Source organism: Pseudomonas sp. W5-36 (assembly GCF_046540455.1).
Classification (GTDB): domain Bacteria; phylum Pseudomonadota; class Gammaproteobacteria; order Pseudomonadales; family Pseudomonadaceae; genus Aquipseudomonas; species Aquipseudomonas graminis_B.
The window spans coordinates 42,227-68,013 of sequence record NZ_JAXCIQ010000013.1 but is presented as its reverse complement, the minus strand read 5'-3'; the positions used below and the strand labels follow the sequence as shown (position 1 = coordinate 68,013).

25 protein-coding genes are annotated in these 25,787 nt (G+C 62.9%); 10 read left to right on the top strand and 15 right to left on the bottom strand.

The features are described 5' to 3' along the window. Window positions 1-46 precede the first annotated feature (46 nt). Window positions 47-1,930, top strand: coding sequence for a TonB-dependent receptor domain-containing protein (locus SLW74_RS19585; protein ID WP_410929809.1), 1,884 nt, complete (start codon window positions 47-49; stop codon window positions 1,928-1,930). Between the two features lie 17 nt (window positions 1,931-1,947). On the opposite strand, the gene SLW74_RS19580 is transcribed toward SLW74_RS19585, so the two are convergent. The 11 genes from SLW74_RS19580 to nrdR form a co-directional block, all read right to left on the bottom strand. Continuing rightward, the gene (locus SLW74_RS19580; RefSeq protein ID WP_410929808.1) at window positions 1,948-2,745 is read right to left on the bottom strand and encodes a cobalamin-binding protein; all 798 of its coding nucleotides are present in this window, start codon (window positions 2,743-2,745) and stop codon (window positions 1,948-1,950) included. A gap of 46 nt (window positions 2,746-2,791) precedes the next feature. After that, window positions 2,792-3,409, bottom strand: coding sequence for a GTP cyclohydrolase II (gene ribA, locus SLW74_RS19575; RefSeq protein ID WP_074891807.1), 618 nt, complete (start codon window positions 3,407-3,409; stop codon window positions 2,792-2,794). 106 nt (window positions 3,410-3,515) lie between these two features. Then, window positions 3,516-4,307 (bottom strand): substrate-binding periplasmic protein, encoded by a 792-nt coding sequence (locus tag SLW74_RS19570; RefSeq protein WP_410929807.1) that lies wholly within the window; start codon window positions 4,305-4,307, stop codon window positions 3,516-3,518. Between the two features lie 11 nt (window positions 4,308-4,318). Then, on the bottom strand, window positions 4,319-4,828 hold the full coding sequence (locus tag SLW74_RS19565; protein ID WP_065988427.1) for a phosphatidylglycerophosphatase A: 510 nt from the start codon (window positions 4,826-4,828) through the stop codon (window positions 4,319-4,321). Further along, window positions 4,825-5,790: a thiamine-phosphate kinase gene (gene thiL / locus SLW74_RS19560; RefSeq protein WP_410929806.1), complete on the bottom strand. Its 966-nt coding sequence runs from the start codon at window positions 5,788-5,790 to the stop codon at window positions 4,825-4,827. Before thiL ends, SLW74_RS19565 begins: the two co-directional genes overlap by 4 nt. Window positions 5,791-5,827: 37 nt before the next feature. Then, window positions 5,828-6,328 carry a transcription antitermination factor NusB gene (gene nusB, locus SLW74_RS19555; RefSeq protein WP_065988429.1) on the bottom strand — a complete coding sequence of 167 codons (501 nt, stop codon included), beginning with the start codon at window positions 6,326-6,328 and terminating at the stop codon, window positions 5,828-5,830. Then, a complete protein-coding gene (gene ribE / locus SLW74_RS19550) occupies window positions 6,325-6,801 on the bottom strand; it encodes a 6,7-dimethyl-8-ribityllumazine synthase (protein ID WP_037017809.1) in 477 nt (158 codons plus the stop codon). The genes nusB and ribE overlap by 4 nt, the downstream gene beginning before the upstream one ends. A 148-nt stretch (window positions 6,802-6,949) precedes the next feature. Next, a complete protein-coding gene (gene ribBA, locus SLW74_RS19545) occupies window positions 6,950-8,041 on the bottom strand; it encodes a bifunctional 3,4-dihydroxy-2-butanone-4-phosphate synthase/GTP cyclohydrolase II (RefSeq protein ID WP_065988430.1) in 1,092 nt (363 codons plus the stop codon). A 17-nt stretch (window positions 8,042-8,058) separates the two neighbouring features. Beyond that, window positions 8,059-8,730: a riboflavin synthase gene (locus SLW74_RS19540; protein ID WP_065988431.1), complete on the bottom strand. Its 672-nt coding sequence runs from the start codon at window positions 8,728-8,730 to the stop codon at window positions 8,059-8,061. 46 nt (window positions 8,731-8,776) lie between these two features. Continuing rightward, entirely contained in the window at window positions 8,777-9,916 is a 1,140-nt protein-coding gene (gene ribD / locus SLW74_RS19535) for a bifunctional diaminohydroxyphosphoribosylaminopyrimidine deaminase/5-amino-6-(5-phosphoribosylamino)uracil reductase RibD (RefSeq protein ID WP_410929805.1), read from the bottom strand. A gap of 2 nt (window positions 9,917-9,918) precedes the next feature. Beyond that, window positions 9,919-10,383 (bottom strand): transcriptional regulator NrdR, encoded by a 465-nt coding sequence (gene nrdR / locus SLW74_RS19530; protein WP_065988433.1) that lies wholly within the window; start codon window positions 10,381-10,383, stop codon window positions 9,919-9,921. Window positions 10,384-10,557: 174 nt separating this feature from the next. Between nrdR and SLW74_RS19525 the strand changes: the two genes are divergently transcribed. The 3 genes from SLW74_RS19525 (at window position 10,558) to trxA (ending at window position 12,639) form a co-directional block, all read left to right on the top strand. Beyond that, window positions 10,558-11,010: a hypothetical protein gene (locus SLW74_RS19525; protein WP_133776016.1), complete on the top strand. Its 453-nt coding sequence runs from the start codon at window positions 10,558-10,560 to the stop codon at window positions 11,008-11,010. Next, window positions 11,007-11,663: a class I SAM-dependent methyltransferase gene (locus tag SLW74_RS19520; protein ID WP_065988435.1), complete on the top strand. Its 657-nt coding sequence runs from the start codon at window positions 11,007-11,009 to the stop codon at window positions 11,661-11,663. Before SLW74_RS19525 ends, SLW74_RS19520 begins: the two co-directional genes overlap by 4 nt. 103 nt (window positions 11,664-11,766) lie before the next feature. Further along, window positions 11,767-12,639 carry a thioredoxin gene (trxA, locus tag SLW74_RS19515; protein ID WP_065988436.1) on the top strand — a complete coding sequence of 291 codons (873 nt, stop codon included), beginning with the start codon at window positions 11,767-11,769 and terminating at the stop codon, window positions 12,637-12,639. A gap of 88 nt (window positions 12,640-12,727) precedes the next feature. Here the strand turns inward: trxA and SLW74_RS19510 are convergent, their stop codons facing one another. Then, complete coding sequence (locus SLW74_RS19510) at window positions 12,728-13,081, bottom strand: hypothetical protein (RefSeq protein WP_065988437.1); 354 nt, start codon at window positions 13,079-13,081, stop codon at window positions 12,728-12,730. A 182-nt stretch (window positions 13,082-13,263) separates the two neighbouring features. On the opposite strand from SLW74_RS19510, the gene SLW74_RS19505 reads away from it, so the two are divergent. The 5 genes from SLW74_RS19505 (at window position 13,264) to SLW74_RS19485 (ending at window position 17,215) form a co-directional block, all read left to right on the top strand. Next, complete coding sequence (locus SLW74_RS19505; RefSeq protein ID WP_065988438.1) at window positions 13,264-13,842, top strand: DUF2796 domain-containing protein; 579 nt, start codon at window positions 13,264-13,266, stop codon at window positions 13,840-13,842. 63 nt (window positions 13,843-13,905) lie between these two features. Further along, window positions 13,906-14,616, top strand: a complete 711-nt coding sequence (locus SLW74_RS19500; protein WP_065988439.1) for an ABC transporter ATP-binding protein — start codon at window positions 13,906-13,908, stop codon at window positions 14,614-14,616. A 1-nt stretch (window position 14,617) separates the two neighbouring features. Beyond that, window positions 14,618-15,883 (top strand): ABC transporter permease, encoded by a 1,266-nt coding sequence (locus SLW74_RS19495; protein WP_369319259.1) that lies wholly within the window; start codon window positions 14,618-14,620, stop codon window positions 15,881-15,883. A 16-nt stretch (window positions 15,884-15,899) separates the two neighbouring features. Beyond that, the gene (locus tag SLW74_RS19490) at window positions 15,900-16,415 is read left to right on the top strand and encodes a DUF3299 domain-containing protein (protein WP_369319269.1); all 516 of its coding nucleotides are present in this window, start codon (window positions 15,900-15,902) and stop codon (window positions 16,413-16,415) included. A gap of 113 nt (window positions 16,416-16,528) precedes the next feature. Next, complete coding sequence (locus SLW74_RS19485; RefSeq protein WP_065988442.1) at window positions 16,529-17,215, top strand: OmpW/AlkL family protein; 687 nt, start codon at window positions 16,529-16,531, stop codon at window positions 17,213-17,215. Between the two features lie 66 nt (window positions 17,216-17,281). Here the strand turns inward: SLW74_RS19485 and SLW74_RS19480 are convergent, their stop codons facing one another. Both SLW74_RS19480 and SLW74_RS19475 read right to left on the bottom strand, forming a co-directional pair. Further along, entirely contained in the window at window positions 17,282-18,211 is a 930-nt protein-coding gene (locus SLW74_RS19480) for an NAD-dependent epimerase/dehydratase family protein (protein WP_065988443.1), read from the bottom strand. Then, complete coding sequence (locus SLW74_RS19475) at window positions 18,204-19,088, bottom strand: sugar nucleotide-binding protein (protein ID WP_065988444.1); 885 nt, start codon at window positions 19,086-19,088, stop codon at window positions 18,204-18,206. The genes SLW74_RS19480 and SLW74_RS19475 overlap by 8 nt, the downstream gene beginning before the upstream one ends. Window positions 19,089-19,279: 191 nt before the next feature. Here SLW74_RS19475 and SLW74_RS19470 point away from each other — a divergent pair, with 191 nt between their 5' ends. Beyond that, a complete protein-coding gene (locus tag SLW74_RS19470; RefSeq protein ID WP_410929804.1) occupies window positions 19,280-23,593 on the top strand; it encodes a DNA glycosylase AlkZ-like family protein in 4,314 nt (1,437 codons plus the stop codon). 3 nt (window positions 23,594-23,596) lie between these two features. Here SLW74_RS19470 and SLW74_RS19465 read toward each other — a convergent pair whose 3' ends face one another. Next, entirely contained in the window at window positions 23,597-25,714 is a 2,118-nt protein-coding gene (locus SLW74_RS19465) for a mechanosensitive ion channel family protein (protein WP_410929868.1), read from the bottom strand. Window positions 25,715-25,787: the final 73 nt, after the last annotated feature.

Genomic DNA, 25,787 nt, shown 5'->3' with positions numbered 1-25,787 from the left:
GGTGCAGTCCACCCCGGTCATGCCTGCAAGTTATGCGATCAATCAAATGACCCTTTCCCGTCTTGCCCTCGCCTTCTCCCTGATCCCCGCCACGCAGGTCTTTGCCGATCAGCCTGATCGCGAACGCGCCCTGAAGCTGGACAGTGTGCTGATCAGCAGCAATCGTCAGGTCGAGCAGCGGGACGCCAGCAGTGCGGCGAATACCGTGTTCACTCGCGCTGACATCGAGCGGCTGCAACCGAGTAGCGTCACTGACCTGCTGAGTCGTGTCCCCGGTGTGCAAGTGGCGCCCAGCGGCGGCCGGGGCAGTTTGCCGGGGATTTTCATTCGCGGGACCAAGGCTGCGCAGAGTCTGGTGTTGGTCGACGGCCAGCGCATTGCCAATGCCACGTCGGCGGACAGTAACCTGCAATACCTCGACGTCGAGCAGATCGAGCGCGTGGAAGTGCTGCGCGGTTCACGTTCGGTCATCTACGGCGCGGACGCCATTGGCGGGGTGATTCAGATATTCACCCGACGAGGCGCCGAGCAAGGGCTGCAAGCTCGGCTGCATACGGGTTTCGGCAATCGCGGCACGCAGCAGCAGAGCCTCGGTCTGTCGGGCGGCGACCAGCAAACGCATTTCAACCTCAGTACCAGTTTGGATGAAACGGCAGGCATCAACCGTACCGGCCCGTCCTTCGCCAGCGATGACGACCACGACGCCTACCGCAATAAATCCCTGAGCCTGAACCTCAGCCACTGGGTCAACGACGACGTGGAAGTGGGTATCAACGCGCTGGATAATCGGGGCAAGACCGAGTTCGACAACCCGTTCGGTCTGTTCGACCCAGTCACGTTCGACACCGTGGGTCAGCAGCAATACAGCAAGTTTGAGCTGAGCAGCCTCGGCACTTACGTCGACGCCCGCATCAACCAGACTTGGAAAACCCGTCTGGAGCTAGGCCATAGCGAAAACCGCGAGAAGACGCTGGATAAGCTGAGCGACGATCACTACGTGTTCAACACCTACCGCGACTCGGTCAATTGGCAGAACGACCTGACGCTGAACGAACGCAATAGCCTGACGCTGGGGGGCGACTGGTACGAGGACCGTGTCAACAGCAGCACGGCGTTCGAGGAGGACAGCCGCTGGAACCGCGCGGTGTTCGTTCAGCACCGTTTCAAAAGCGAGCATTTCTCCACCGAGCTGGGCCTGCGCCATGATCAGAATGAGCAGTTCGGCAGCCAGAACACCTGGAGCGGCACGGTCACCGTTCCGCTCAATGACGCCAACGACGTGCTGCTTTCCTACAGCGAAGGCTTCCGCGCGCCGACATTCAATGACCTGTATTACCCGGATTTCAGCAACACGAATCTCAAGCCCGAGCACTCCAAAAGCTACGAGCTGCAATGGCGCAGTCGTCTGAGCGAAACCGCCCGTCTTGAGGCTTCGCTCTATCGCACCGACCTGCAGGACGCGATCGCCCTCGACAGCGACTTTCGCCCCCAGAACATCGGCTCGGCACGGATCAATGGTTTCGAAGGGTCACTTGAGCAGCAACTGTTCGGCTGGACCGGCAAGCTTGCGGCGTCGGTCATCGACCCGCGTGACCGAGACACTGGGCACACGCTCAACCGTCGCGCTCGCCGCACCCTGAATCTCGATATTGATCGGCAGTTTGATCGGCTCGGCGTCGGCGCCAGCTGGCAGGCCGTCAGTGACAGCTACAACGACGAGGCCAACACCCAGCATGTCGGGGGTTATTCGTTGTTCGGTTTGCGCAGCAGTTGGAAGGCCAGCGACGACGTGAAGCTGGAGTTAAAGCTGGATAACGCCTTGGACAAACGTTACAGCCGCACGCTGTACAGCTTCGATGGCAGCAATTACGGCTATCGCGAAGAGGGCCGGACGTGGATGTTTGGCGTGACCTGGACGCCGACGCTGTAAATGTATAGCCGCCTGATTTAGCGATCTGGCGCTATCACGCTGCACACTTTCGCCACCGCGCCCACCATTTGCCCGCTGGCTCGTTCGAGGCCTTTGTCGGGCACGGCAAACAGGCGGCCGGTTTTCACCGCCTTCAACTGCGACCAAGTCTTCCATCCCGGCAACAACGCGGCATCACTGGGCAGAATCACGTCCGGGTCGCGCTGCAGCACTGACTCGAGACTGACCTGAGGCGCAGGCAGTTTGAGGTCGTCAAAAACGTTGCGTGCGCCGCACACGGTCAGTGCATCGCTGATGATCTGCCCGCCGCCTACGGTATAAAGCGGCTGGTCCCACACTTGGTAAAAGACTTTCAACGGGACATCGCGTCGATACCGCTCACGCAACGCGGCCAGTCGCTGACGGACATCCTTCGCTGCCTGTCGTCCACGGTCAGCGCGGCCAAGGCGCTCGCCCATCTCCTCGATCTGATCAGCCAGCTCCTTCAGCGTATGGGGCTCGGCGGTGTAGGTGGGAATGTTGAGGCGCTTCAACTGATCGCGCTGGGCCGCGCTGACGCTGCCGGGCCATAGCAGCAAAAGATCGGGCTGCAAACTGAGCAGGCGCTCGATGTCGAGCTGCCCGTATTGGCCCACCGAAGGCAGGCCCGCGACCTTCTCCGGGCGCGGGCCGCCATCGAGCACGCCGACCAACAGATCGGCAGCATCCAGTTCGATAACGATTTCGGTAAGAGAGGGTGCGAGGCTGACGACCCGCTGTGCAGCGCCGGCCTGAAAAGCGATCAGCAACAGCAGGCAGGCAATCAGTGGGCGCATCAAGCGCGCCCAGCCAGCGCCAGACCACGGCGCAGGCTGCCGCGTGTCATGCCGGGTCGACTTCGCTCTGATGCTCGTTGCCCATCATATGACCCAGCTTGCCGGCCTTGGTCGCCAGATAGAGCTTGTTGTGCGGGTTGTGGCCGGTGTGCAGCGGCACGCGCTCGGCGACGGTGATGCCCATGTCGGTCAGCGCTTTGACCTTGCGCGGATTATTGGTCATCAAACGCAGAGACTTGATGCCCAGGTGCTCAAGCATCGGCAGGCAAATGCCGTAATCGCGCTGGTCAGCGGCGAAGCCCAGGCGCTCGTTGGCTTCAACGGTGTCGGCACCGCCGTCCTGCAATTCATACGCGCGGATCTTGTTCATCAAACCAATGCCGCGGCCTTCCTGGCGCAGGTACAACAGCACGCCACGGCCTTCGGCGGCGATGGCGCGCAACGCCGCTTCAAGCTGGGAACCGCAATCGCAGCGCTGACTGAACAGCGCATCACCCGTCAGGCATTCGGAATGCACACGCCCAAGCACCGGGGCGCCATCGGATACATCGCCCAAGGTCAGCACGACATGCTCGCGACCGTTTTCCTGCTCGAGAAAGCCATTCATCTTGAAAGTGGCAAAGGGGGTAGGCAGCTTGGAAGCCGCGACAAATACGACGGGCACCGGGTGCTCCTGATCAGTATGAGGGCTGGAAATTCGCAACATTGTAACAGCAGGTTCCGACAGACGCTTAGGCTGAATTGTGAGCCAATCAGATCAACTCGTTTGATCAGTGGCTCTCGCCAGCGCGGGACTGAGCATCGCCTGAATCGAATGGATACGCATGCTTCCAGCGCGCGAAGATCGGCCGCAGCTTGCCGCTGCGCACCAGATCGCTCATCCGCACGTCAAACAGATCCCGCAGCGCATGGCCTCGGGGAGTATCCGCGAAGCCGAGATACAGAGGAATGGCAGTGAGGTAGGTCAGTCGATAGCGCTGCGGGTCGCTGGTTTGCGCGAGGATGAAGTCCATCTCCGGCTTGGCATCGATGTACAGATCCGCGCGCCCATATTCAAGCATCGGCACAATGTGGTCACGCCGGGCGACTTCGTTGAAGTGCATCACGTTGGGCAGATAGTGCTGATACTCGTAGCCGCGGACCCAGGCCAGACGATATTTGCCCAGCGTCTGTAGCGAAGGGGGAGGCTTCGAAGCCAGACCCAGTGTGTAAATTTCGTCTGTGTCGTAGTGCCACTTTGAATAAAGCGCGCCCTCGACCTCACCCTTGTAGGCGGCAATCCAGGCATCGGCCTCGCCGCGCTGCACCAGCCCGACCGCGCGGGTGTAGGGCTCAATGCGCTGCTCGACCTTGACGCCAGCCGGCTCGAAGATCTCCCGCATCAGGTCCCAACCCAGCCCCGTGCCGTCGATTTCGGTGTAGCGAATCCAGTGCTCGCTCACCAGCAGGATGTCGGAGGGTTTATCAGACATCGGTGCAATGGTTGCAGCGCCGGCAGTCGCCCACACACTCGTCATCATCAACGCCAGACTCAGCAGCCATACCCCGCCTGAACGCCTCATGAGCGCAGCCCCTACATCACGGCCCACAACCAGACCAGCCCTTGCATCGCCAGCCATGCGAACACACCGGCCAGCACATCATCGAGCATGATGCCGACGCCCCCGTGCACGTGCTTGTCGATCCAGTGGATGGGCCAGGGCTTGAGGATGTCGAAAAAGCGGAACACCAGGAAACCCACCAGCAGCCAGACCCAGCCTTCGGGCACCAGCCACAGGGTGATCCACATGCCGACCATCTCGTCCCAGACGATGCCTTCGTGGTCGTGGACGCGCAGGTCATCGGCCACCTTGCCGCACAGCCAGAAGCCGAACAGCATGGTCAGGCCGAGCATCAGCCAATAGCCCCAGTCCGGCAGCATTTGCCACAACGGGATGAACGGCACGGCGACCATCGAGCCCCAGGTGCCGGGCGCTTTGGGCAGTGTGCCTGAGCCGAAACCGAAGGCCAGGAAATGCCACGGATTGGTCCATACCGACGGTGGAACGTTTTCCGCCGGGACCTGATTAGGATGATCTGTCACCGTGTCTCCTGAAAATGTTGATAGCCCCGAGTCAACGGGGTGACGTCCTGCCCAAGTGGGTCAATCAGCGCCACGCCGTGACCTTCGACCACTCGACCCAGAACGAAAACAGGCAAGCCGGCAGCCTGCAGTTCAGCCAGCCATGATGGCGGCAACGTGAAAGCCAGTCTGTAGTCATCGCCCCCACTGAGCGCGGCATTCAACGCAGCGTCAGGCCCGAAAAACGTCAGCAGCGCGTCAGACATCGGCACTTTCTCGCGCTCCACCAGCAAACGCACGCCCGATGCCGCTGCGATGTGTCCACAGTCGGCGAGCAGTCCGTCGGAGATGTCCAGCGCCGCGCTGGCCCTGCCGCGTAACGCAATGCCCAACTCGAACTGCGGCTGCGGCGACCAGTAACGCGCCAGCAAGGCCTGAGTGGTAGACGCCTCGGTGCTGCGCTGGTTCAACACCAACGGCAGCGCCCCGGCCGCGTCGCCCAGCGGACCGCCCACGCACAACAAATCGCCAGGCCGCGCGCCGCTTCGGGTCAAGGCCTGCCCGGTCGGGACTGTGCCGAAGACGGTGAGGGTCAGGCTCAAGGGACCGCGCGTCGTGTCGCCGCCGATCAGGCGCAGGCCGCAGCTCTGGGCAATGGTATTCAAGCCACGGGCGAACGCTTCCAGCCAGTCGGCGGAAACCTGCGGCAGGGTCAGGGCAAGGGTGAACGCGAGGGGACTGGCGCCCATGGCGGCCAGGTCGCTGGCCGACACGCCGAGTGCGCGCTGGCCAAGCAGGAAAGGATCGCAGCCGCCGGGGAAATGCACCCCGGCGACCAGCGTGTCAGTGGAGATGGCGAGTTGCTCGCCAGCGGCCACCGACAACAGGGCGCAGTCGTCGCCGATCCCCAAGGCAACGCCTTCGCCGGGCTGCGCGCAGGGCGCAGCGGCAAAGTAGTTGCGGATCAGCTCGAACTCGCCCATGGCGGAGACGCTCAGGTTCTGGAGAAACCCAGAAGCCTCAGCGCTTGTGCGCCTTCACTTCGACTTCGCGCAGACGCGGAGCCAGCTTGTCGAGCACGCCGTTGACGAACTTGTGGCCGTCGGTCGAACCGTAGACTTTCGCCAACTCGATGCCTTCGTTGATGACCACACGGTACGGCACGTCGATGCGCTCCAGCAGCTCCCAGGTCGACAGACGCAGGACAGCGAGTTCAACAGGGTCCAGCTCTTCGATGGTCAGGTCCAGACAAGGCGCTAGCGCCGCGTCGATCTTGTCCTGATTGGCCGGGACACCGTGCAGGATGTCGTGGAAATAGCTCGCATCGACGGAGGTGAAGTCGTTGTCGACGCGGAATTGGGCTTCGATTTCGTTCAACGACTGGCCAGCCATGTGGCGCTGGTAAAGGGCTTGCATCGCCATCTGGCGAGCTGCGCGGCGCTTTTCGCTTTTGGAGGGCTTGCCGGCGTCTGCCGCACGTGGATCACGCGGGTTGAACTGATCGCTTTCGTCGTTAATCACTTGGCCTCCAACTGCGCCAACAGGCTGACCATCTCGATGGCGGACAGCGCAGCTTCGGCGCCTTTGTTACCGGCCTTGGTGCCGGAACGCTCGATCGCCTGCTCGATGGAATCAACGGTCAGGACGCCGAAGGCGACCGGCACGCCAAACTCCATGGACACTTGGGACAGGCCCTTGGTGCATTCGCCAGCAACGTATTCGAAGTGCGGGGTGCCGCCACGAATGACGGCGCCGAGCGCGATGATGGCAGCAAATTCGCTGCGTTGAGCGACCTTCTGCACAACCAGCGGGATTTCGAACGCGCCCGGTGCGCGGATGATGGTGATGTCGCTTTCGCTCACGCCATGGCGAACCAGGGCATCAACGGCACCGCTGACGAGGCTTTCGACGACGAAGCTGTTGAAGCGGCCAACCACCAGGGCATAGCGACCTTGGGGGGCGATGAAGGTACCTTCGATGGTCTTCAGGGTCATTCGGCTGAGTCTCGTGTTCTCGTATTAAAGAGCATGAAAGCGCGCATAGGGCGCGCGCTTTCAGGGATTTTAGGCCACGAATCGGGCGACTGCCGGGACAAAAACCACCAACGGCTGAATGCTGTCGGGGCCTGTCACCTGCCGGCCTTTATTCGGAGGGCACGTATTCTACAACTTCCAGATCGAAACCGGATATCGCATTGAACTTCATTGGTGAACTCATCAAGCGCATTTTGCGCACGCCGAGGTCACGAAGGATCTGCGAACCGGCACCGACGGTGCTGTAAGTGGTCGGCGTCTTGATCGGTGTGCCGCCGGCGGTTTCACGCACATGGGCCAGAACCGTGTCGCCATCGAGCGGGTGACCGAGCAGCAGCACCACGCCGCTGCCAGCCTCGGCCACAGTCTTCATGGCAGCGCGCAGGCTCCAGCGGCCGGGCTGTCTGACCATCAACAGGTCGCGCAGCGGGTCCATGTTGTGCACGCGAACCAACGTGGCTTCTTCTGCGCAGATCTTGCCCAGCGTCAGCGCCAGGTGGACATCGCCTTCAACGGAATCGCGGTAGGTCACCAGATTGAAATGGCCCAGTTCGCTGTCGAGGGGCTGTTCGGCAATCCGCTGAACGGTACGTTCGTGGATCATCCGGTAATGGATCAGGTCGGCGATGGTGCCGATCTTGATGTTGTGCTCGGCTGCGAAAGCTTCCAGCTCCGTGCGACGGGACATGGTGCCGTCGTCGTTCATGACTTCACAGATCACGCCGGTCGGCTCGAAACCGGCCATGCGCGCCAGATCGCAGGCTGCTTCGGTATGACCTGCGCGGGACAATGTGCCGCCGGCCTGGGCCATCAACGGGAAGATGTGGCCAGGGCTGACGATGTCTTCGGCTCTGGCCTCTTTGGCCGCAGCCGCCTGAACGGTGCGCGCGCGGTCGGCGGCGGAGATCCCGGTGGTGACGCCTTCGGCGGCTTCGATGGACACGGTGAACTTGGTGCCGAAGCCCGAGCCATTGCGCGGCGCCATCAACGGCAGTTTCAGGGTTTCGCAGCGCTCGCGGGTCATCGGCATGCAGATCAGGCCACGGGCATAACGCGCCATGAAGTTGATGTGCTCGGCCTTGACGCACTCGGAGGCCATGATCAGATCGCCTTCGTTCTCGCGGTCTTCGTCATCCATGAGGATGACCATCTTGCCTTGGCGAATGTCTTCAACCAGTTCTTCGATGCTGTTGAGCGCCACGCGGCACCCCCTTCGATTCAGGATTTGAGGTAGCCGTTGGCGGCCAGAAAGCTTTCAGAAATGTTGCCGCCCTGGGCCGGCGTCGGGTCGGCCGCTTTGTCACCGAGCAGCAAACGCTCGAGGTAACGCGCCAGCAGGTCGACTTCCAGGTTGATCTTACGGCCCGCGCGGTAGTCGCCCATGATGGTTTCGGCGAGGGTGTGCGGGACGATGGTCAGCTCGAACTCAGCGCCATTGACTGCGTTAACGGTCAGGCTGGTGCCGTCGACGGTGATCGAGCCTTTGTGGGAGATGTACTTGGCCAGCTCGCGGGGGGCGCGCAGGCGGAACTGGATCGCACGGGCGTTTTCTTCCCGGGACAGCACTTCGCCGACGCCGTCGACGTGGCCGCTGACCAGATGGCCGCCCAGGCGCGTGGTCGGGGTCAGGGCTTTTTCCAGATTGACCCTGCTGCCGGTTTTCAGATCGACGAACGCAGTGACGTTCAAGGTTTCGCGGCTGACGTCGGCCCAGAAGCCGTCGCCTGGCAATTCAACGGCGGTCAGGCAGACCCCGTTGACCGCGATGCTGTCGCCCAGCTTGACGTCGGAGAGGTCGAGCTTGCCGGTCTCTACGTAGACGCGGACGTCGCCGCCTTTCGGAGTGATGGCGCGGATGCTGCCGATGGATTCGATGATGCCGGTAAACATGGGTGCTCCTGGAAAACAGGGCCAGCGCTGAACGCGAAAGCCGGAATTATACGCCGGGGTGCGACGCGGGTATCGCAATGACTCGCCAGTCATCGCCGACTGCACGCATTTCAACAATCTTGAGCTCGAGCGCTTCGCTCATCTGCGCCAGCGGCAGGTCCAGCAATGGCCGCGCCGACGAGCCCATGAACTTGCCCGCCACGAAGATCTGGTATTCATCCACCAGACCGAGCCGGGTAAACGCGCCAGCGAGCTTGGGCCCGGCCTCGACCAGCACGTCGTTGACGCCGCGGGCGGCCAGTTCGACCAACAGTTTGCGCAGATCCACATTCCCGCCACTGCTTGGCAGCGCCAGCATGTCGTGACCTTCGTCGTGGTAACGCTCGCGGGCCGAGGCAGCCGCGCAGGTCACCACCAGCGCATTGCCCGCTTTAAAGAAAGGCGCATCGAGGGGCACCCGCAAGCGCCCGTCGACCAACACGCGCAACGGCGGCCGGGTTGCGGCCAGGGCAGTCAGTTCGGCGTTCAGGCCCAACTCGTCAGGCCGCACGGTGAGCCGCGCGTTATCGGCCAGCACGGTATCGGCGCCGGTCAGCACCACACTCGACTGCGCTCGCAGGCGCTGCACAGCCGAGCGCGCTTCGGGGCCGGTGATCCACTGGCTTTCACCGCTGGCCATGGCCGTGCGTCCGTCGAGGCTCATCGCCAGCTTGACCCGCACGTAGGGCAGGCCGTGTTCCATGCGCTTGAGAAACCCTTTATTCAGCCCCCGCGCTTCGCTTTCGAGCACGCCGCTCTGCACCACAATACCCGCGCTCATCAGGCGCAACAGGCCACGGCCGGCCACGTCGGGATTGGGGTCTTGCATCGCAGCAACCACGCGCGCCACACCGGCGTTGACCAGCGCGTCGGCGCACGGCGGGGTGCGCCCATGATGACTGCAGGGTTCGAGGGTGACGTAAGCGGTCGCGTTCTTTGCCTTGTCGCCCGCCTGGCGCAGGGCATGCACCTCGGCGTGGGGTTCACCGGCGCGGACGTGCCAGCCTTCACCGACAATCTCGCCATCACGCACGATCACGCAGCCGACTCGCGGGTTGGGGTGCGTCGAGTAGACGCCCTTGCGCGCCAGTTCCAGCGCCCGCGCCATATAGGCTGCGTCGAGCACGCTTTGCTCTGTGGAGGTCATGCTCACTCTTTAACCGGCTCGCGAGCCAGTCGGTCGATTTCTTCGCGGAATTCGTTGAGGTCCTGAAACCGCCGATAAACAGAAGCAAAGCGGATGTAGGCCACTTCATCGAGCTTTTGCAATTCGCCCATCACCAGCTCACCGACGATCAGCGATTTGACCTCACGCTCGCCGGTCGCGCGCAGCTTGCTTTTGATGTGGGCCAGGGCCGCTTCCAGACGTTCGACACTGACCGGGCGCTTTTCCAGCGCGCGCTGCATGCCGGCGCGCAGCTTCTCTTCGTCGAAGGGCTGACGGCTGCCGTCCTGCTTGATCAGCCGGGGCAGAACCAGTTCAGCGGTTTCGAATGTGGTGAAGCGTTCTTCGCAGGCGACGCATTCACGGCGGCGGCGAACCTGATCGCCTTCAGCAACAAGGCGCGAGTCAATGACTTTGGTGTCGTTGGCACCGCAAAAGGGACAGTGCATGGTGGCAGGCAACAAAAAAAGGGAGGGCCATGGTAGCGCATCTCGCTGGCAAGACAAGTGCGAGGCTTTGAGGTATATAGACGCGCATTCAGTGCGGTGAAACCCGCCGCACTCAGCGATACTGCGCTATCCCGTGCGTATCCCGCCCGCATTCTGCTTTTTCTGGAGCTGTTCATGACGCTACGTACGCTTGCTGTAATCAGCCTTGTGGGCCTGCTCGCTGCCTGCAGCACGGCCGAGGCGCCGAAACCTGCCGCCCCCGCCAAGCCTGCCCCCAACGCCATTACGCTGCCGGAAGGGCAAGGTCCGCTGCAGCCCTTCCAGCGCGAACTGAGCGGCCAGTTGCTGGGCGTGCCGGCCGGCGCAGAGGTCGAACTGGCGTTGCTGGTCATTGACGATCGCAACCGCCCGCAAAAGCTGCTGACTAGCACCAAACTGGTGGGAAACAACCAGTCGCTGCCGTTCCAGTTGCGCTTCAATCCCGAAGCCTTCCCGGTGGGCGCGCGCGTGGAGCTGCGTGGTCGCGCCAGCAAGTCGGGCCAGCTGATTCTGCATCTGCCGTCCGTGCTGATCACTCAACCCACCACTCAGGCGCTGGGTCAGTTGCAATTCGCTCCCGCGCCGTGACCGCTCCGCTTCACCTGCAAGCCGCATTGAGCGAGCTGCTGGGCGATGCGCAACTGGTGGCCGAAGCGCTACCGGGCACGGACCTGAGGTTGTGGCTGATCGACGCGAACAATATGGATCGCGCGTTCAGCCCCGAAGAAACCCGGCGCATTCTTGAAGACCCGCCCTACTGGAGTTTCTGTTGGGCCAGTGGCCTGGCGCTGGCGCGCTTTATTGCCGAGCAGCCGCAGTGGGTCGCGGGCAAGCGGGTGCTGGATTTCGGCGCAGGCTCGGGCGTCGCAGGCATTGCGGCGATGAAAGCCGGCGCCCTTGAAGTGGTTGCGTGCGATCTCGATCCGCAGGCCATCGAGGCCTGCCGGGCCAACGCCGAGCTGAACGGCGTGACGCTTGAGTATTCGGGCGACTTCTTCGCCGAGGAAGATCGCTTCGACCTGATCCTGGTGGCGGACGTGCTGTACGACCGCGCCAACCTTCCGCTGCTGGATCAGTTTCTCAGTCGGGGGAAACAAGCGTTGGTGGCTGATTCCCGGGTGCGGGATTTCCAGCATCCTCTGTATCGGCGGCTGGGCATTCTTGAGGCGCTGACGCTGCCCGATCTGGCCGAACCGTGGGAGTTTCGCAGGGTGAGTCTTTACCATGCGGTCAGGTCATGACTCGCTTAGCGCCTGCAATTTAGCGACAGGCATCAACCGCGCTTCCGACAATCCCCCCAGCCCTTTATAGTTCGCGCCATCAAGCCTTCTTTCGAGACCCGCGATGAGCCAGGACACGCCGTACATCTTCGATGCCACCACCGCCACTTTCGATCAGATGGTCATCGAGAATTCCTTTCACAAACCCGTGCTGGTGGATTTCTGGGCCGAGTGGTGTGCGCCGTGCAAGGTGCTGATGCCGCTGCTGCAGCAGATTGCCGAGAGTTATCAGGGCGAATTGCTGCTGGCCAAGGTCGACTGCGACGCTGAACAGGACATCGTGGCGCGCTTCGGCATTCGCAGCCTGCCTACTGTGGTGCTGTTCAAGGACGGCCAACCGGTGGATGGGTTCTCCGGCGCCCAGCCTGAATCGCAAATCCGCGCGCTGCTTGAGCCCCATGTGCAGATGCCGCCGCCAGCCGCCGCCGACCCGCTGAAAACCGCGCAGGCGATGTTTGCCGAGAGCCATTTTGCCGAAGCCGAAGCGGTCCTGCAGACCATCCTCGCCGAGGACAACACCAACGCTGCGGCGCTGATTCTGTACGCGCGTTGCCTGGCCGAACGCGGCGAGCTGACGGAAGCCCGCACGGTGCTGGACGCGGTGAAAGGCGATGAGCACAAAGCCGCGCTGGCCGGAGCGAAGGCGCAATTGACGTTTCTGGCCGAAGCCGCCGCGTTGCCTGACGCCGCCGAGCTGAAATCGCGCCTGGCGCAGAACCCGCAGGACGATGAAGCCGCGCACCAGTTGGCGATCCAGCAATTGTCCCGTCAGCAATACGAAGCCGCGTTGGAGGGACTGCTCAAGCTGTTCGTCCGCAACCGCAGCTACAACGAAGGCCAGCCGCACAAGACGCTGCTGCAGGTGTTCGACTTGCTGGGTAATGATCACCCGCTGGTGACTACCTATCGTCGTCGGTTGTTTGCGGCGCTTTACTAGCCTTCCCGGCTGAAGCTCGTCCTACATTGACGGGCCGAGCCAGTCCCATAGATCTACGCGGTCCTATGGGGATCCTGCAGGCTGTGTATCACTCAACCCAGTGATACACCGGCGTGTCGCCCTGGCTTTCCACTTTCACGTTGGCGCTGTGACGCATGCGCACCATCAGGCGTTTGCCCGCAGCGGTGCTGCCCGACAGACCTTCCAGCTGACCGAGCAGATCCGGCCCGTTCAGGTGACCTGCCTTGCGCAACAGCGCCTGAGCGATATCCCAGACAGCATCGTTGCGACTGGCGACAGGCTTGACGGGCGTATCAGTGGGCGCAGACGCTTCCCGCACCTGCGTGCCCAACTGAACACCCAGCCGAGCCCAATCGGCGTCGTCCATTTCCACAGTCAGATCCACCGGCAGATCGCCGACGGTTCCACGGATTCGCAGCATGGGGTGTGTCCTCTGATAGGGCGGACCGGCATGGTCCCACAGGAATTGGCGACCTGCACGTGATCCCTGAACCCTCCGGGACGCACCTCCAGAAGCGCTGCCTGAAAAAGTTAAGAAACGGCGCCACACATTGTTATAAGATTACATAACACATTTCAGACTCGCTTCCGGAGCTTTCCCCCATGCGTCGTTTGCTACTTGCCCTGCCCTTCGCCCTGCTGCCCCTCGCCGTCGCCTTCGCGGCCGATGAGCATGACCACGATCATGAGCATGGCAGTCTCGGCGCGCACGTCCACGGTGTCGCGCGGCTGGATATGGCGCTGGACGGCCGCACGCTGGAACTGGAACTCGACACCCCGGCCATGAATATCGTCGGCTTCGAGCACCCGGCAACCACCGACGCAGACAAAATGACCCTGGCCCTGGCCAAGGAAACCCTGCTCAAGCCCCACGCGCTGTTCAGTCTTCCGGAAGCGGCCGGCTGCACCGCCACCAGACAACGGGTGGAAAGCACGCTGTTCGGCGACAAGGATGACGACGATCACGACCACGCCGATGGCGACGCCGCCGAACACGAGCACAGCGAAATTCATGGCCACTATCAATTCACCTGCAGCGCGCCAAATGTGTTCAACAAGCTCGATCTGACCCAACTGTTCAAAAGCTTCCCGGCCACTCAGACCATTCAGGTGCAGTTGGTGACACCGAAACGCCAAATGGGCGCCGAAGTGCGTCCGAGCAATCCGGCGATCAAGTTTTAACCAACGCCGCTCCATCAGCGACCGGGCTTCCCGGTCGATCACTTTTCAGACGCACGTGTGGCCATGACTCAAGCGCTCATTGAATTGTCCGAACTCGGCTTCAGCTGGCCGGGGCATCCGCAACTGCTGGACATTCCGGCGTTTCGCCTTGATGCCGGCGAAACCCTGTTCCTCAAAGGCCCCAGCGGCAGCGGCAAAACCACACTGCTGGGTCTACTGGGCGGTGTGCAGCGCCCGAGTCGCGGCAGCGTTCGCCTGCTCGGTCAAGAGCTGACACAGCTCTCGGCCGGAGCGCGGGACCGCTTTCGTGTCGATCACACGGGCTACATTTTCCAGCAGTTCAACCTACTGCCGTTTTTGTCAGTGCGCGAGAACGTCGAGCTGCCCTGCCGCTTTTCCACATTACGCACCCAGCGGGCGACCCAGCGCCACGGCAGCGTCGACAAAGCGGCTGAAACCCTGCTCGCTCACCTCGGCTTGAAAGACCCTGAAATGCTGGGCCGCCGCGCCGACTCGCTGTCCATCGGTCAGCAGCAGCGCGTCGCTGCCGCACGCGCCCTGATCGGCCAGCCGGAACTGGTCATCGCCGACGAGCCCACCTCGGCGCTGGATGCCGACGCCCGCGAAGCCTTCATTCAGCTGCTGTTCGCCGAATGCCGCGAGGCCGGTGCCAGCCTGTTGTTCGTCAGCCATGATCAGAGCCTGGCGCCGCTGTTCGACCGCAACCTGTCGCTGGCCGAACTCAATCGCGCCGCCGTCGCTGCAGAGGTTTGAGATGTATCTTCTTCGTCTGGCGCTGGCCAGCCTCGCCAACCGCCGCTTCACTGCATTCCTCACCGCGTTCGCCATTGCCCTCTCCGTCTGCCTGCTGCTGGCGGTCGAACGGGTGCGCACCGAAGCGCGCGCGAGTTTCGCCAGCACCATCAGCGGCACAGACCTGATCGTCGGCGCGCGCTCGGGCTCGGTCAACCTGCTGCTCTACTCGGTGTTCCGCATCGGCAACGCCACCAACAACATTCGCTGGGACAGCTTCGAGCACTTCGCCAACAGCAAGCAGGTGAAGTGGGCGATCCCGATTTCCCTGGGTGACAGCCATCGCGGCTATCGGGTGATGGGCACCAATGAATCGTATTTCGAGCACTACCAGTACGGTCGTCAGCAGCATCTCGAAATGGCCGACGGCCGGCCGTTTGCCACCGACCCGTTTGAAGTGGTGCTCGGCGCGGAAGTGGCGGACGCGCTGCATTACAAGCTCGGCGACAAGCTGGTGCTGGCCCACGGCGTCGCGACGGTGAGTCTGGTCAAGCATGACGACAAGCCGTTCACCGTCGTCGGCATCCTCAAACGCACCGGCACGCCGGTGGACCGCACGCTGCACATCAGCCTGGGCGGTATGGAAGCGATTCACATCGACTGGCACAACGGCGTGCCGGCACAAGGCGCCGGTCGGATCAGTGCCGACCAGGCGCGCAATATGGACCTCACGCCCACGGCCATCACTGCCTTCATGCTCGGGCTGAACAGCAAGATCGCGACCTTTGCCGTGCAGCGCGAGATCAACGAGTTCCGCGGCGAACCGATGCTGGCGATTCTGCCGGGGGTGGCGCTGCAGGAGCTGTGGAGCCTGATGGGCACCGCTGAAAAAGCGCTGTTCGTGATCTCGTTGTTCGTTGTCTTGACCGGGCTGATCGGCATGCTGACGGCGATTCTCACCAGCCTCAACGAGCGGCGCCGCGAGATGGCGATTCTGCGTTCGGTGGGCGCGCGGCCTTGGCATATCGCCAGTCTGCTGGTGCTGGAAGCCTTTGCCCTGGCGCTGGCAGGCTCGGTCTGCGGCCTGGCGCTGCTTTACATCGGCATTGCCTCCGCGCAGGGTTACGTGCAGGCCAATTACGGTTTGTATCTGCCGCTGTCCCTGCCCAGCGCCTACGAGTGGACGCTGCTGGCAGGCATTCTCGGCGCTGCCGTGTTAATGGGCACCGTGCCCGCGTGGCGAGCCTATCGCCAGTCGCTGGCAGACGGGTTGTCGATTCGTTTATGAGGTCGTTGTGATGCGGATGGGTTGGATGCTGTTAATGCTCGTCGTGACGCCGTTGTGGGCGCAGGACCTGCGCGTGCTGACGTGGCAGGAAATGATCCCGCCTGACGCACCGCCGGTGAAGCTGATCACCGCGCCCATTCACAACCTGTCGAGCATGGCGGACACCCTGTCAGTCGAGTCGGCGCCCGCCGCCCATCAACTGGCGCCCCATGCGCCGGTGGTCAAATCGCTCGATGGCCAGCGAGTGCGGCTGCCGGGGTATATCGTGCCGCTGGAAGTCAGCGAGGAAGGCCGGGTGACAGAGTTTCTGTTGGTGCCCTACTTCGGCGCCTGCATTCACGTGCCCCCACCGCCGCCGAATCAGATCGTCCACGTGACGAGCGAACTGGGCGTCAAGGTGGACGAGCTATACCAACCCTACTGGATCGAAGGCCCGATGCAGGTCAAATCCTCGACCAGCGAATTGGCCGACGCGGGTTACCAGATGGAAGCGGACAAGATTCTGGTGTACGAAATGCCGGATGAGCAGTGAGTGGCCGTTAACAGGCACACCCTAATCGAGTTTTCATTGAGCCAAGTCAAAAACCGCGACCTAGACGCTTCGTAACATACGGCATACCTTTTTTATGCCCTTACGGAGCCCCCATGCACAAGTACCTGCTCAGCGCGCCCCTGCTCGCGCTTGCACTCGGTGTCCCCCTCGCTGCTCACGCCCACCAGGCCGGTGACTTCATCATTCGCGCCGGTGCTGCAACAACGGCGCCCAATGAAGAGAGCGGCAACCTCAAGCTGGACGGCACCAAAGTCCCGGGGACCAAAGCGACACTGGACAGCGACACCCAACTGGGCCTGGCCTTCGCCTACATGCTCACCGACCACGTGGGCCTTGAGTTGCTGGCGGCAACGCCTTTCCAGCACACCGTTGCGGTCAAGGGCCTGGGCCCGGGTCTGGATGGCAAGCTGGCGGACGTGAAGCAACTGCCGCCGACCCTGTCGCTGCAGTACTACCCGATGGATGCGACGTCGAAATTCCAGCCCTATGCCGGTGTCGGCGTGAACTACACCTGGTTCTACGATGAAAACCTGAGCAGCGAACGCAAAGGCCAGGGCATGAATAACCTGCACATCAAGAATTCGTGGGGCTGGGCCGGTCAGATCGGCGCGGACTACATGCTGACGGACAAGATCATGCTCAACGCCGCCGTCTGGTACGTGGACATCGACACCCAAGCGACGCTGGACGGCCCGTCGGCGCTGGGCGTCGGCCGGACCAAAGTGAACGTGGACGTCGATCCGTGGGTGTACATGGTTGGCGTGGGCTACAAGTTCTAAGCGCTTGCGCCCCAACGAACAGGCATAAAAAAGGCACCTCATCGGTGCCTTTTTGCTGCGCGGGTTTCAGCGCCCCAGCAGTCGCGCCAGCCCGACCTTCAGCGGCGTGGGCTCTGGCACTTTGAAGCGCTCAAGCAGACGCTGATTGCTCGCCCGGGAATGCTTGATGTCACCCGAACGCGCCGGCAGGTAGCTTACCGCTGGCAGGTTCCCCACCACCTCGGCAAGGGCGGCCAGCAGCTCATTCAGCGAAGTCGTCGCGTTCAGGCCGACATTGACCGCGCCCTCTGCCACCGTCGGCATTTCGATTCCCTGTACCACAAGGTCAACCAGGTCCTCGACGTAGAAGAAGTCGCGGGTCTGCTCGCCATCACCGAAAACGGCAATCGGCAGGCCGTTTACCGCACGCTCCGCGAAGATGCTGATCACGCCGGAGTACGGCGATGAAGGGTCCTGGCGCGGGCCGAAGATGTTGAAGAAGCGGAACACGACAGGCTCGAAACCATGCTGACGGCGATAGAAATCGAAGTAGTGCTCACCGGCCAGTTTGTCCGACGCGTAGGGAGTCAGCGGTGCTTTCGGGGTGTCTTCGGTGATGGGCTCGCCTTCACCGTTGTTGCCGTACACCGCAGCGCTGGAAGCAAACACCACGCGTTTGATACCGGCCTGGCGCATCGCTTCGCAGACATTCAGCGTGCCGATGAAATTGCTCTGGTGCGTCTTCACCGGATCATCCACCGAGGCCTGCACCGACGCGACGGCAGCCAGGTGCGCCACGGCCTGGCAACCTACCGCCGCTCGGGCCACCAGCGCGGCATCGGCCACATCACCTTCGATCAGCTCGACACGCGGGTTGTCCAGCGGCAGGTTGCTGCGCTTGCCGGTGGACAGGTCGTCGAGAATACGCACGGCGTAGCCTTTGGCGAGCAGCGCGTCCGTCAGGTGCGAGCCGATGAAACCGGCGCCGCCGGTGATGAGGACAGGAGCATCAGACATGGCGGTAATAGCGGTCCAGTAGGTTGGGCAGGCCGGCACGCCAGGCGCGTGGCTTGATACCGAAAGTGTGGAGAATTTTCTTGCAGGCGAGCACGGCGTTCTGCGGCTCCTCGCTGGCGTCCGGACGTGCGGCGTGGGCCTGCGCGGTAGGTACCTCGATCGCCAGCGGGCGCAGCAGACGGGCTTCGGTCAACACGGCCTGACCGAACGCCAGTGGCGTGGTCGCTTCGTGGCCGGCGTAGTGATAAGTACCCCACAGCGGCGCGGCGCAATCGAGCTGTTTGAGCACCGAAATGATCACCCTCGCGGCATCGTCGACCGGCGTCGGATTGCCACGACGGTCGTCTGCCAGCAGCAATTCACCAGGGGATTCGGCGCGGCTGAGAAAGCGCCCCAGTACACCTTCGGCGCTGTCGTCGAGCAGCCAGCCAAAACGCAGCAGCACATGCTGCGGACAGGTTGCCCGCACGCTTTGCTCGATGCGCCACAGGGCCTGCCCACGGGAACCCAGCGGCACGGGCTCGTCTTTTTCGCTGTAAGCCGTCGCCCGCGAACCGTCGAAAACGCGGTAGCTGGAGGGTTGAACAAGGACGATGTTGTGGTGCTGGCACAGTTCAGCGAGACGCTCCACAGAGCGTTCCTGATTATCCAGCCTGTCAGCGCTTACCCGATCCGCCTGAAACCAGTCGAAGTAGTAAGCGAGATTGATCAAGGCATCCGGGCGGGTGTCATCGAGCAGTTGCGTCAGGCTTGCCGCATCCCAACCGTCTTGCGGTGGGCGCGGCGCGAGGAATCCAATGTTCTCCTCGGCACCTAGACGAATCAACGCCTGCCCGAGGGCATTCCCGCCGCCCAATAGCATAAGGCGCATTCGCATAGAGTCAGCAGGCTCAGTCTTCAGGTCGATTAAAATTAGGTGAAAAACGTCCGCAAACATAACACGTCGACGGGCAAGTCCCAACAGCCTCGGGCGCGCGGGACTGCGTGAAGCTGTTGAGGCGCGCCGCCGATCACTTGGCCCGGTATCTGCCTCTTGCATCTGCCTGCCTGCGCCCGCATTAATTAGCGATGAACCTTCCCCAGACACCCGACCCGGTGCTCGACGCCTTTCACCCGGCGGTCAGCGCGTGGTTTCGCTCGACATTCCCGGCCATTACCGCGGCCCAGGCCCAGGCGTGGCCGCTGATCAAACGCCGCGAGTCCACGCTGATTGCCGCGCCCACCGGATCCGGGAAAACCCTGACCGCGTTTCTGGCGGTCATCGATGATCTGGTGCATCAGGGGCTGGAGCGGGGTGGCGAGCTGCCGAACGAGACCTTCGTGGTGTACGTTTCGCCCCTGAAAGCGCTGTCCAACGACATCCAGATCAATCTGCAAAACCCGCTGGCGGGCATCACCGATCAGCTGATTCAGCAAGGTCTGCCCGGGCTGCGCATCACCACTGCCGTGCGCACCGGTGACACGCCGCAGAAAGAACGCACCGCGATGCGTAAAACCGCGCCGAACATTTTGGTGACGACGCCGGAATCGCTCTACGTGCTGCTGGGGTCCGACTCCGGTCGGCGCATGCTCGCGAGCACGCAGACCGTCATCGTCGATGAGATTCACGCGATCGCGGCCGGCAAGCGCGGCAGTCATCTCGCCCTGACACTGGAGCGTTTACAGGCGCTGTGTGCAAAACCGCTGCTGCGCATCGGGCTGTCGGCGACGCAAAAACCTATCGAGCGGGTGTCGCGCTTTCTGGTGGGCAGCGACCCGGTCAGCCGGCCGTGCGCCATCGTCGACATCGGCCACGCGCGCCCCCGGGATCTGGCTATCGAAGTGCCGCCTGTGGCCCTGAGCGCCGTGATGTCAAGCGACGTCTGGCAACTGGTCTACGACCGGCTCGCGGTGCTGGCGCGTGAACATCGCACCACGCTGATTTTCGTCAACACCCGGCGCCTGGCCGAGCGCATGGCGCGGCATTTGAGCGAGCGACTGGGCAACGAGGCCGTTGCCGCCCACCACGGCAGCATGGCCAAGGAACAGCGGCTCGACGCCGAGCAGCGCCTCAAGCGCGGTGACCTGCAGGTACTGATCGCCACGGCGTCGTTGGAACTGGGGATAGACATTGGCGACGTCGATCTGGTCTGCCAGATCAGCTCGCCCCGCTCCATCGCGTCCTTTTTGCAGCGCGTCGGCCGCTCCGGTCACCACGTAGGCGGCACACCCAAGGGGCGGCTGTTCGCGGTTTCCCGAGATGATCTGATCGAGTGCGCGGCGCTGCTGGATTGCGTGCGTCGCGGCGAGCTCGACACGCTGGTCATTCCCAAGGCGCCGCTGGATGTGCTGGCGCAGCAGATCATCGCCGAGGTCAGCTGTCAGGAATGGCAGGAGCAGGACCTGCTGGCGCTGTTCCGCAAGGCTTCGCCCTACGCCGACGTCGATGAAGGCCATTATCAGGCGCTGCTGAGCATGCTCGCCGAGGGTTACAGCGGGCGTCAGGGCGTGCGCGCGGCGTACCTGCATCGCGACGCGCTGACCCGCACGTTGCGTGGCCGGCGCGGTAGCAAACTCACGGCGGTCACCAGTGGCGGCACGATTCCGGACAACGCCGATTACAGCGTGGTCCTCGAACCCCAGGCGCTGAACATCGGTACCGTCAACGAAGACTTCGCCGTGGAGAGCGCCGCGGGGGACATCTTCCAGCTGGGCAACACGTCCTACCGGATTCTGCGGATCGAGTCCGGCCGCGTGCGGGTCGAGGACGCCCACGGCATGCCGCCGAACATTCCGTTCTGGATGGGTGAAGCGCCCGGGCGCAGCGACGAGTTGTCGTTCGCCGTCGCCCGCTTGCAGGCCGACATCGACGAGCAGCTCAGCGCCCACCCCGGCAATCTTCAGGCCTGCACGGACTGGCTGGTAAAAAGCCTGGGCCTGGACCTCGCCAGCGCCGAGCAGATCATTGAATACCTCGCCCGCGCGCACTCGGCCCTGGGCGCGCTGCCGTCACAGGACACGCTGGTCATCGAGCGCTTTTTCGATCAGTCCGGCGGCACGCAACTGGTGATTCATTCCCCGTTCGGCAGCCGGGTCAATCGCGCGTGGGGGCTGGCGCTGCGCAAGCGCTTCTGCCGAACCTTCAACTTCGAGCTGCAAGCCGCCGCCAGCGAGGACGCCATCGTGCTGTCGCTGTCCACGGCGCACAGCTTTGCGCTTGACGAAGTCTGGCGTTATCTCAACGCCGCCACCGCCGAGCATTTACTGATTCAGGCGGTGCTGGATGCGCCGCTGTTCGGCGTGCGCTGGCGCTGGAACGCCGGTGTCGCCCTGGCCCTGCCGCGTTACACCGGGGGGCGAAAAGTGGCGCCTCAGTTGCAGCGGATCAAGAGCGATGACCTGATCGCCACGGTGTTTCCGGACCAGATCGCCTGCCTGGAAAATCTGGTGGGCGAGCGGGATGTGCCGGAGCATCCGCTGATCGAGCAGACCCTGGACGACTGCCTGCACGAAGCCATGGACGCCGAAAGCTGGCTGAAATTGCTGCGGCGCATGGAGAACGGCGAAGTGCGTCTGGTCAGTCGCGATCTGCCTGCGCCCTCGCCGCTGGCGGCGGAAATCCTCAACGCCAAGCCGTATGCGTTTCTCGACAACGCGCCGCTGGAAGAACGTCGCACCCAGGCGGTGCTCAATCGGCGCTGGAGCGACCCGGAATCCACCGACGATCTCGGCGCGCTGGATGTCGATGCGATCAAAGCGGTGGCCGATGAAGCCTGGCCGCAGCCGCAAAACGTGGATGAGATGCACGAGGCGCTCATGAGCCTGGGGTGCATCACCGGCGTGGAGGCCCGCGAGCACAGCGACTGGATGAAATGGCTGGAGAGCCTGGCCCGCTCGGGTCGTGGCACGCGCTTGCAGGTCACCCCGGAACAGGCGCTGTGGATTCCTCTGGAGCGGCTGACGTGTTTGCAGGCGATCTACCCCGCAGCTGAAATGCACCCGCCATTGGCGGCATTGGCCGGGTTCGACGGAGCGTGGACCGAAGACGAAGCGCGCGTCGAAATCGTGCGGGCGCGGCTGGGCGGTTTCGGCCCGCTTACGGTCGCTGACATCGCCGAGCCGCTGGCGCTGACGCAGAACGAAGTCGCCCAGGCACTCGCGCAGCTGGAGAACGAAGGTTACGTGCTGCGCGGTCAGTTCAACCCTGACGCCGGCAAGGAAGAATGGTGCGAGCGGCATCTGCTGTCGCGCATCCACCGTTACACGGTCAAACGCCTGCGCCGGGAAATCGAGCCGGTGTCGCTGCAGGACTTCACTCGATTCCTGTTCGACTGGCAGCATCTCTCTGCGACCACCCAGAGCCAGGGCAAAGCTGCGCTGCCGGAAGTCGTCGCGCAGCTGGAAGGTTTCTCGTCGGCGGCAGGCGCCTGGGACAGTGATCTTCTTCCGGCACGCCTGAAGGACTATTCATCGATCTGGCTGGATGACTTGTGTCGGTCCGGCAAGGTGGTGTGGATGCGTCTGACCAGTCGCAACAAGGTTGGCAGCGCTGCGTTGCGCAGTACGCCGATTGTGCTGCTGCCGCGACCGCAGGTCCGCCTGTGGACCGGGCTGACCGAACAGCCGGCGCCGACTGAATTATCCCTGCGCGCGCAGAAGGTTCACGAGGTATTGTCGAGCCAGGGCGCGATGTTTTTCGATGAGCTGACCGGCGAAGCGCACTTGTTGCGGGCCGAGCTGGAAACGGCACTGCAGGAATTGGTCGGTGCCGGGTTGGTCAATGCCGACAGCTTCGCCGGGCTGCGAGCGCTGATCACCCCGGCGAGCAAACGCAGCAGCCACACCAGTCGACGCAATCGCGGCGCTTTCATTGGCGGCATGGACGATGCCGGGCGCTGGGCTTTGTTGCGTCGCGCGCCGGCGAAAGAAGAAGGCGCGTCACAACGGATCGACAGTGACACGCTGGAGCATGTTGCCATGACCTTGCTGCGCCGATACGGCGTGGTGTTCTGGCGCCTGTTGGAGCGCGAGGCGGACTGGCTGCCGACCTGGCGCGAGCTACTGCGCACGTTGCACAGGCTTGAGGCACGCGGAGAGATTCGCGGCGGGCGCTTCGTTTCAGGCCTGGCCGGTGAGCAATTCGCATTGCCCGAAGCCATCCCGCTGTTGCGCGAGGTCCGCAACCGCCCATTGGACGGCAGTTTGATTGCCGTCAGCGGCGTCGACCCGCTCAACCTCGCCGGGACGCTGCTGCCCGGCGCGAAGGTCCCGGCGATAGTGGGCAACAAGCTGGTTTACCGCGACGGCATTCCCATCGCCGCCATCATCGCCGGCAAGCCGCAGTACTGGGGCGACGTGGATGAGGCGCTGATGTTGCAGGTGCGTGATCGGCTGTTCCGGTAGATCTCAAGCCGGGCTTTCGGACCCGTCCTTGTTCACTACCGAGGTCTTGCCGGGCAGCGCTTGTTGCTCAGCGCCCTCTTCCCCCTCAGGTGCCTGGCGATTGTGCGGGCTCATCACCAGCTGTGGATAAGTTTGCGCGAATCGCACCTCGGGTGACTTATCCACAAGTCGCTTGAGCCGATCATTGAATGCACGGCTCACCGCGTACTGCCCGCCCGATGACGTACGGAACTGCGCCGTGATGACGATCCCATTCATGTCCATGCGGTCCAGCCCGAACACCTCCAGCGGCCCCTGCAGTTTGCTCGCCAGCAGTAAATCGTCGCTGATCGACTGGCCCGCTTCACGAATCAGCGAGGTCGCCGCGTCCACGTCGGTGTCGTAGGTGAACTGGAACGAGAAGAAGGCGTAGGCGAACTGCCGCGACTGGTTGGTGACCGCCTTGATCTGCCCGAACGGCACCGAATGCACGAAGCCCTTGCCGTCGCGCAGACGCAACGTACGGATCGTCAGGCTCTCGACCGTGCCGGCATGGCCTGAATCCAGCACCACCCAATCGCCGATGGAGATAGTGTCCTCGATGATGATAAACAGGCCGGTAATAACGTCCTGCACCAACTGCTGCGAACCGAAGCCGATCGCCAGACCGACAACCCCCGCACCGGCCAGCAGTGGCGCGACGTTGATGCCCAGATTGGCCATGGTCGTGATGGTGCAGATCACCACGAGGATGATCTTCATCGCGTTGCGCAGCAGCGGCAGGATGGTCTTCACCCGCGTGCTCGGCTGACGCGCGGAACGTCCATTGGCCGGAGGCTTCAGGGCTTCCTGAATGGCCGTGTCCATCACCACCCATAGCAGCCAGGTCACCAACAGAATCAGGCCGATGCTGCTGAGGGAATCGCTGATCACTTTGCCCAGTGCATTGCGTTGGGCAAATTCGAACAGCGAGAAACCCCAGATCCGGCCCAGCAACTCGATGAAGCCGATCGCCAGCGCAATACGCATGACCGCGTGCAACAGGCTCAGCAGACGCTCCTTGTAAACACTATCGGTCCGCGTCTCGGTGGGCTTGAACACGTGCTGGAACAAGGTGCTGAGAAACACCGCGCCAATCAACAGGACTGTCGTCAGCAACGCGCAACGCAGGGCTTCCTGACTGCCTTCGCCGGCACCGATCAGGTTTACCGCCGAGACCAGAATCATCAGCAGGATCGGCAAATGCCACAGGCTGGAGAAGATTTTCAGCGTCTGTTGCACCGCCGGCCGCGCCAACCGGGCGGCCAGCGGACGGTTGCGGATCAGATGCGCGATCGGCCGGCGCATGCGTATGACGACCATGCCAAACATGACCGACGCCATCAGCCCGGTGAACGCCGCGATGCTGGTGGTCACGTTGCCACCGAACAGCCGGGCAATCTGTGGGCTGGTCAACGCGTCGCTCAACGCCGCGAGAAAGCCGATGATGAACAGCGGATGCGGCGCGTAGTGACGAATGATGCGCACCGCTGGCCGTTTATGGCCCGAGTTGAACAGCACAATCAGGGACAACAGCACCGAGGTGGAGAAAATCCCGCTGCTGGTCGAGTACGCCAGACACAACGCCAGCGCGCGTCCGACCGATGTCGGCATGAAGTGGCTGACGTACAGGGTCAGCGGAAGGCAGATGAGCGCCGGCACCATATAAGGAAGCACATAACCCAGCACCCCGACCACGCGATCGCGGCGAATCAAAAACCGGTGCCGCGATAGCCGGGTGACGAGGAACGCGCCGATGCGATTGAGCAGCAGGAACGCCCCCGCCCACACCAGGGACAGCATCACGAAATCGCCGGCGATCCGCCACGCTGAGCGCGACTGCGGCTTGTTGACCAGCGCGTCGATCTCGTCGGCGGCGCGGTCAGCGCGCAGACGCCAGGAGTCGAGCAGGTGGCCATCCACATCGAGCTTGTCTTGCACGCTGTCGATGCTGGAACTGATGGCGCCGAGCAATCCTCCCTTGACCAGAATCTCCGCTTTGGCGGGATCCTCCGGTGCAGAATCGGCGGGTGCTGCAGCGGCAGCGGTTGTTGCGGCGGGGGCGTCAGCGGCTTGAACATTGACGCTGCAAACGCTTAACAGCAGGCAAAGCAACAGAAAGGGTTTGAAATTCGGCAAAACGCGAGTCACTCCTTCGATCAGGGAACCGTGGAAA

Coding starts and splice junctions, on each gene's coding strand:
- SLW74_RS19585 (WP_410929809.1), top strand. CDS start 47: ATGACCCTTTCCCGTCTTGCCCTCGCCTTCTCCCTGATCCCCGCCACG.
- SLW74_RS19580 (WP_410929808.1), bottom strand. CDS start 2,745: ATGCGCCCACTGATTGCCTGCCTGCTGTTGCTGATCGCTTTTCAGGCC.
- SLW74_RS19570 (WP_410929807.1), bottom strand. CDS start 4,307: ATGAGGCGTTCAGGCGGGGTATGGCTGCTGAGTCTGGCGTTGATGATG.
- thiL (WP_410929806.1), bottom strand. CDS start 5,790: ATGGGCGAGTTCGAGCTGATCCGCAACTACTTTGCCGCTGCGCCCTGC.
- ribE (WP_037017809.1), bottom strand. CDS start 6,801: ATGACCCTGAAGACCATCGAAGGTACCTTCATCGCCCCCCAAGGTCGC.
- SLW74_RS19540 (WP_065988431.1), bottom strand. CDS start 8,730: ATGTTTACCGGCATCATCGAATCCATCGGCAGCATCCGCGCCATCACT.
- ribD (WP_410929805.1), bottom strand. CDS start 9,916: ATGACCTCCACAGAGCAAAGCGTGCTCGACGCAGCCTATATGGCGCGG.
- nrdR (WP_065988433.1), bottom strand. CDS start 10,383: ATGCACTGTCCCTTTTGCGGTGCCAACGACACCAAAGTCATTGACTCG.
- SLW74_RS19525 (WP_133776016.1), top strand. CDS start 10,558: ATGACGCTACGTACGCTTGCTGTAATCAGCCTTGTGGGCCTGCTCGCT.
- trxA (WP_065988436.1), top strand. CDS start 11,767: ATGAGCCAGGACACGCCGTACATCTTCGATGCCACCACCGCCACTTTC.
- SLW74_RS19510 (WP_065988437.1), bottom strand. CDS start 13,081: ATGCTGCGAATCCGTGGAACCGTCGGCGATCTGCCGGTGGATCTGACT.
- SLW74_RS19505 (WP_065988438.1), top strand. CDS start 13,264: ATGCGTCGTTTGCTACTTGCCCTGCCCTTCGCCCTGCTGCCCCTCGCC.
- SLW74_RS19500 (WP_065988439.1), top strand. CDS start 13,906: ATGACTCAAGCGCTCATTGAATTGTCCGAACTCGGCTTCAGCTGGCCG.
- SLW74_RS19495 (WP_369319259.1), top strand. CDS start 14,618: ATGTATCTTCTTCGTCTGGCGCTGGCCAGCCTCGCCAACCGCCGCTTC.
- SLW74_RS19490 (WP_369319269.1), top strand. CDS start 15,900: ATGGGTTGGATGCTGTTAATGCTCGTCGTGACGCCGTTGTGGGCGCAG.
- SLW74_RS19485 (WP_065988442.1), top strand. CDS start 16,529: ATGCACAAGTACCTGCTCAGCGCGCCCCTGCTCGCGCTTGCACTCGGT.
- SLW74_RS19480 (WP_065988443.1), bottom strand. CDS start 18,211: ATGTCTGATGCTCCTGTCCTCATCACCGGCGGCGCCGGTTTCATCGGC.
- SLW74_RS19475 (WP_065988444.1), bottom strand. CDS start 19,088: ATGCGAATGCGCCTTATGCTATTGGGCGGCGGGAATGCCCTCGGGCAG.
- SLW74_RS19470 (WP_410929804.1), top strand. CDS start 19,280: ATGAACCTTCCCCAGACACCCGACCCGGTGCTCGACGCCTTTCACCCG.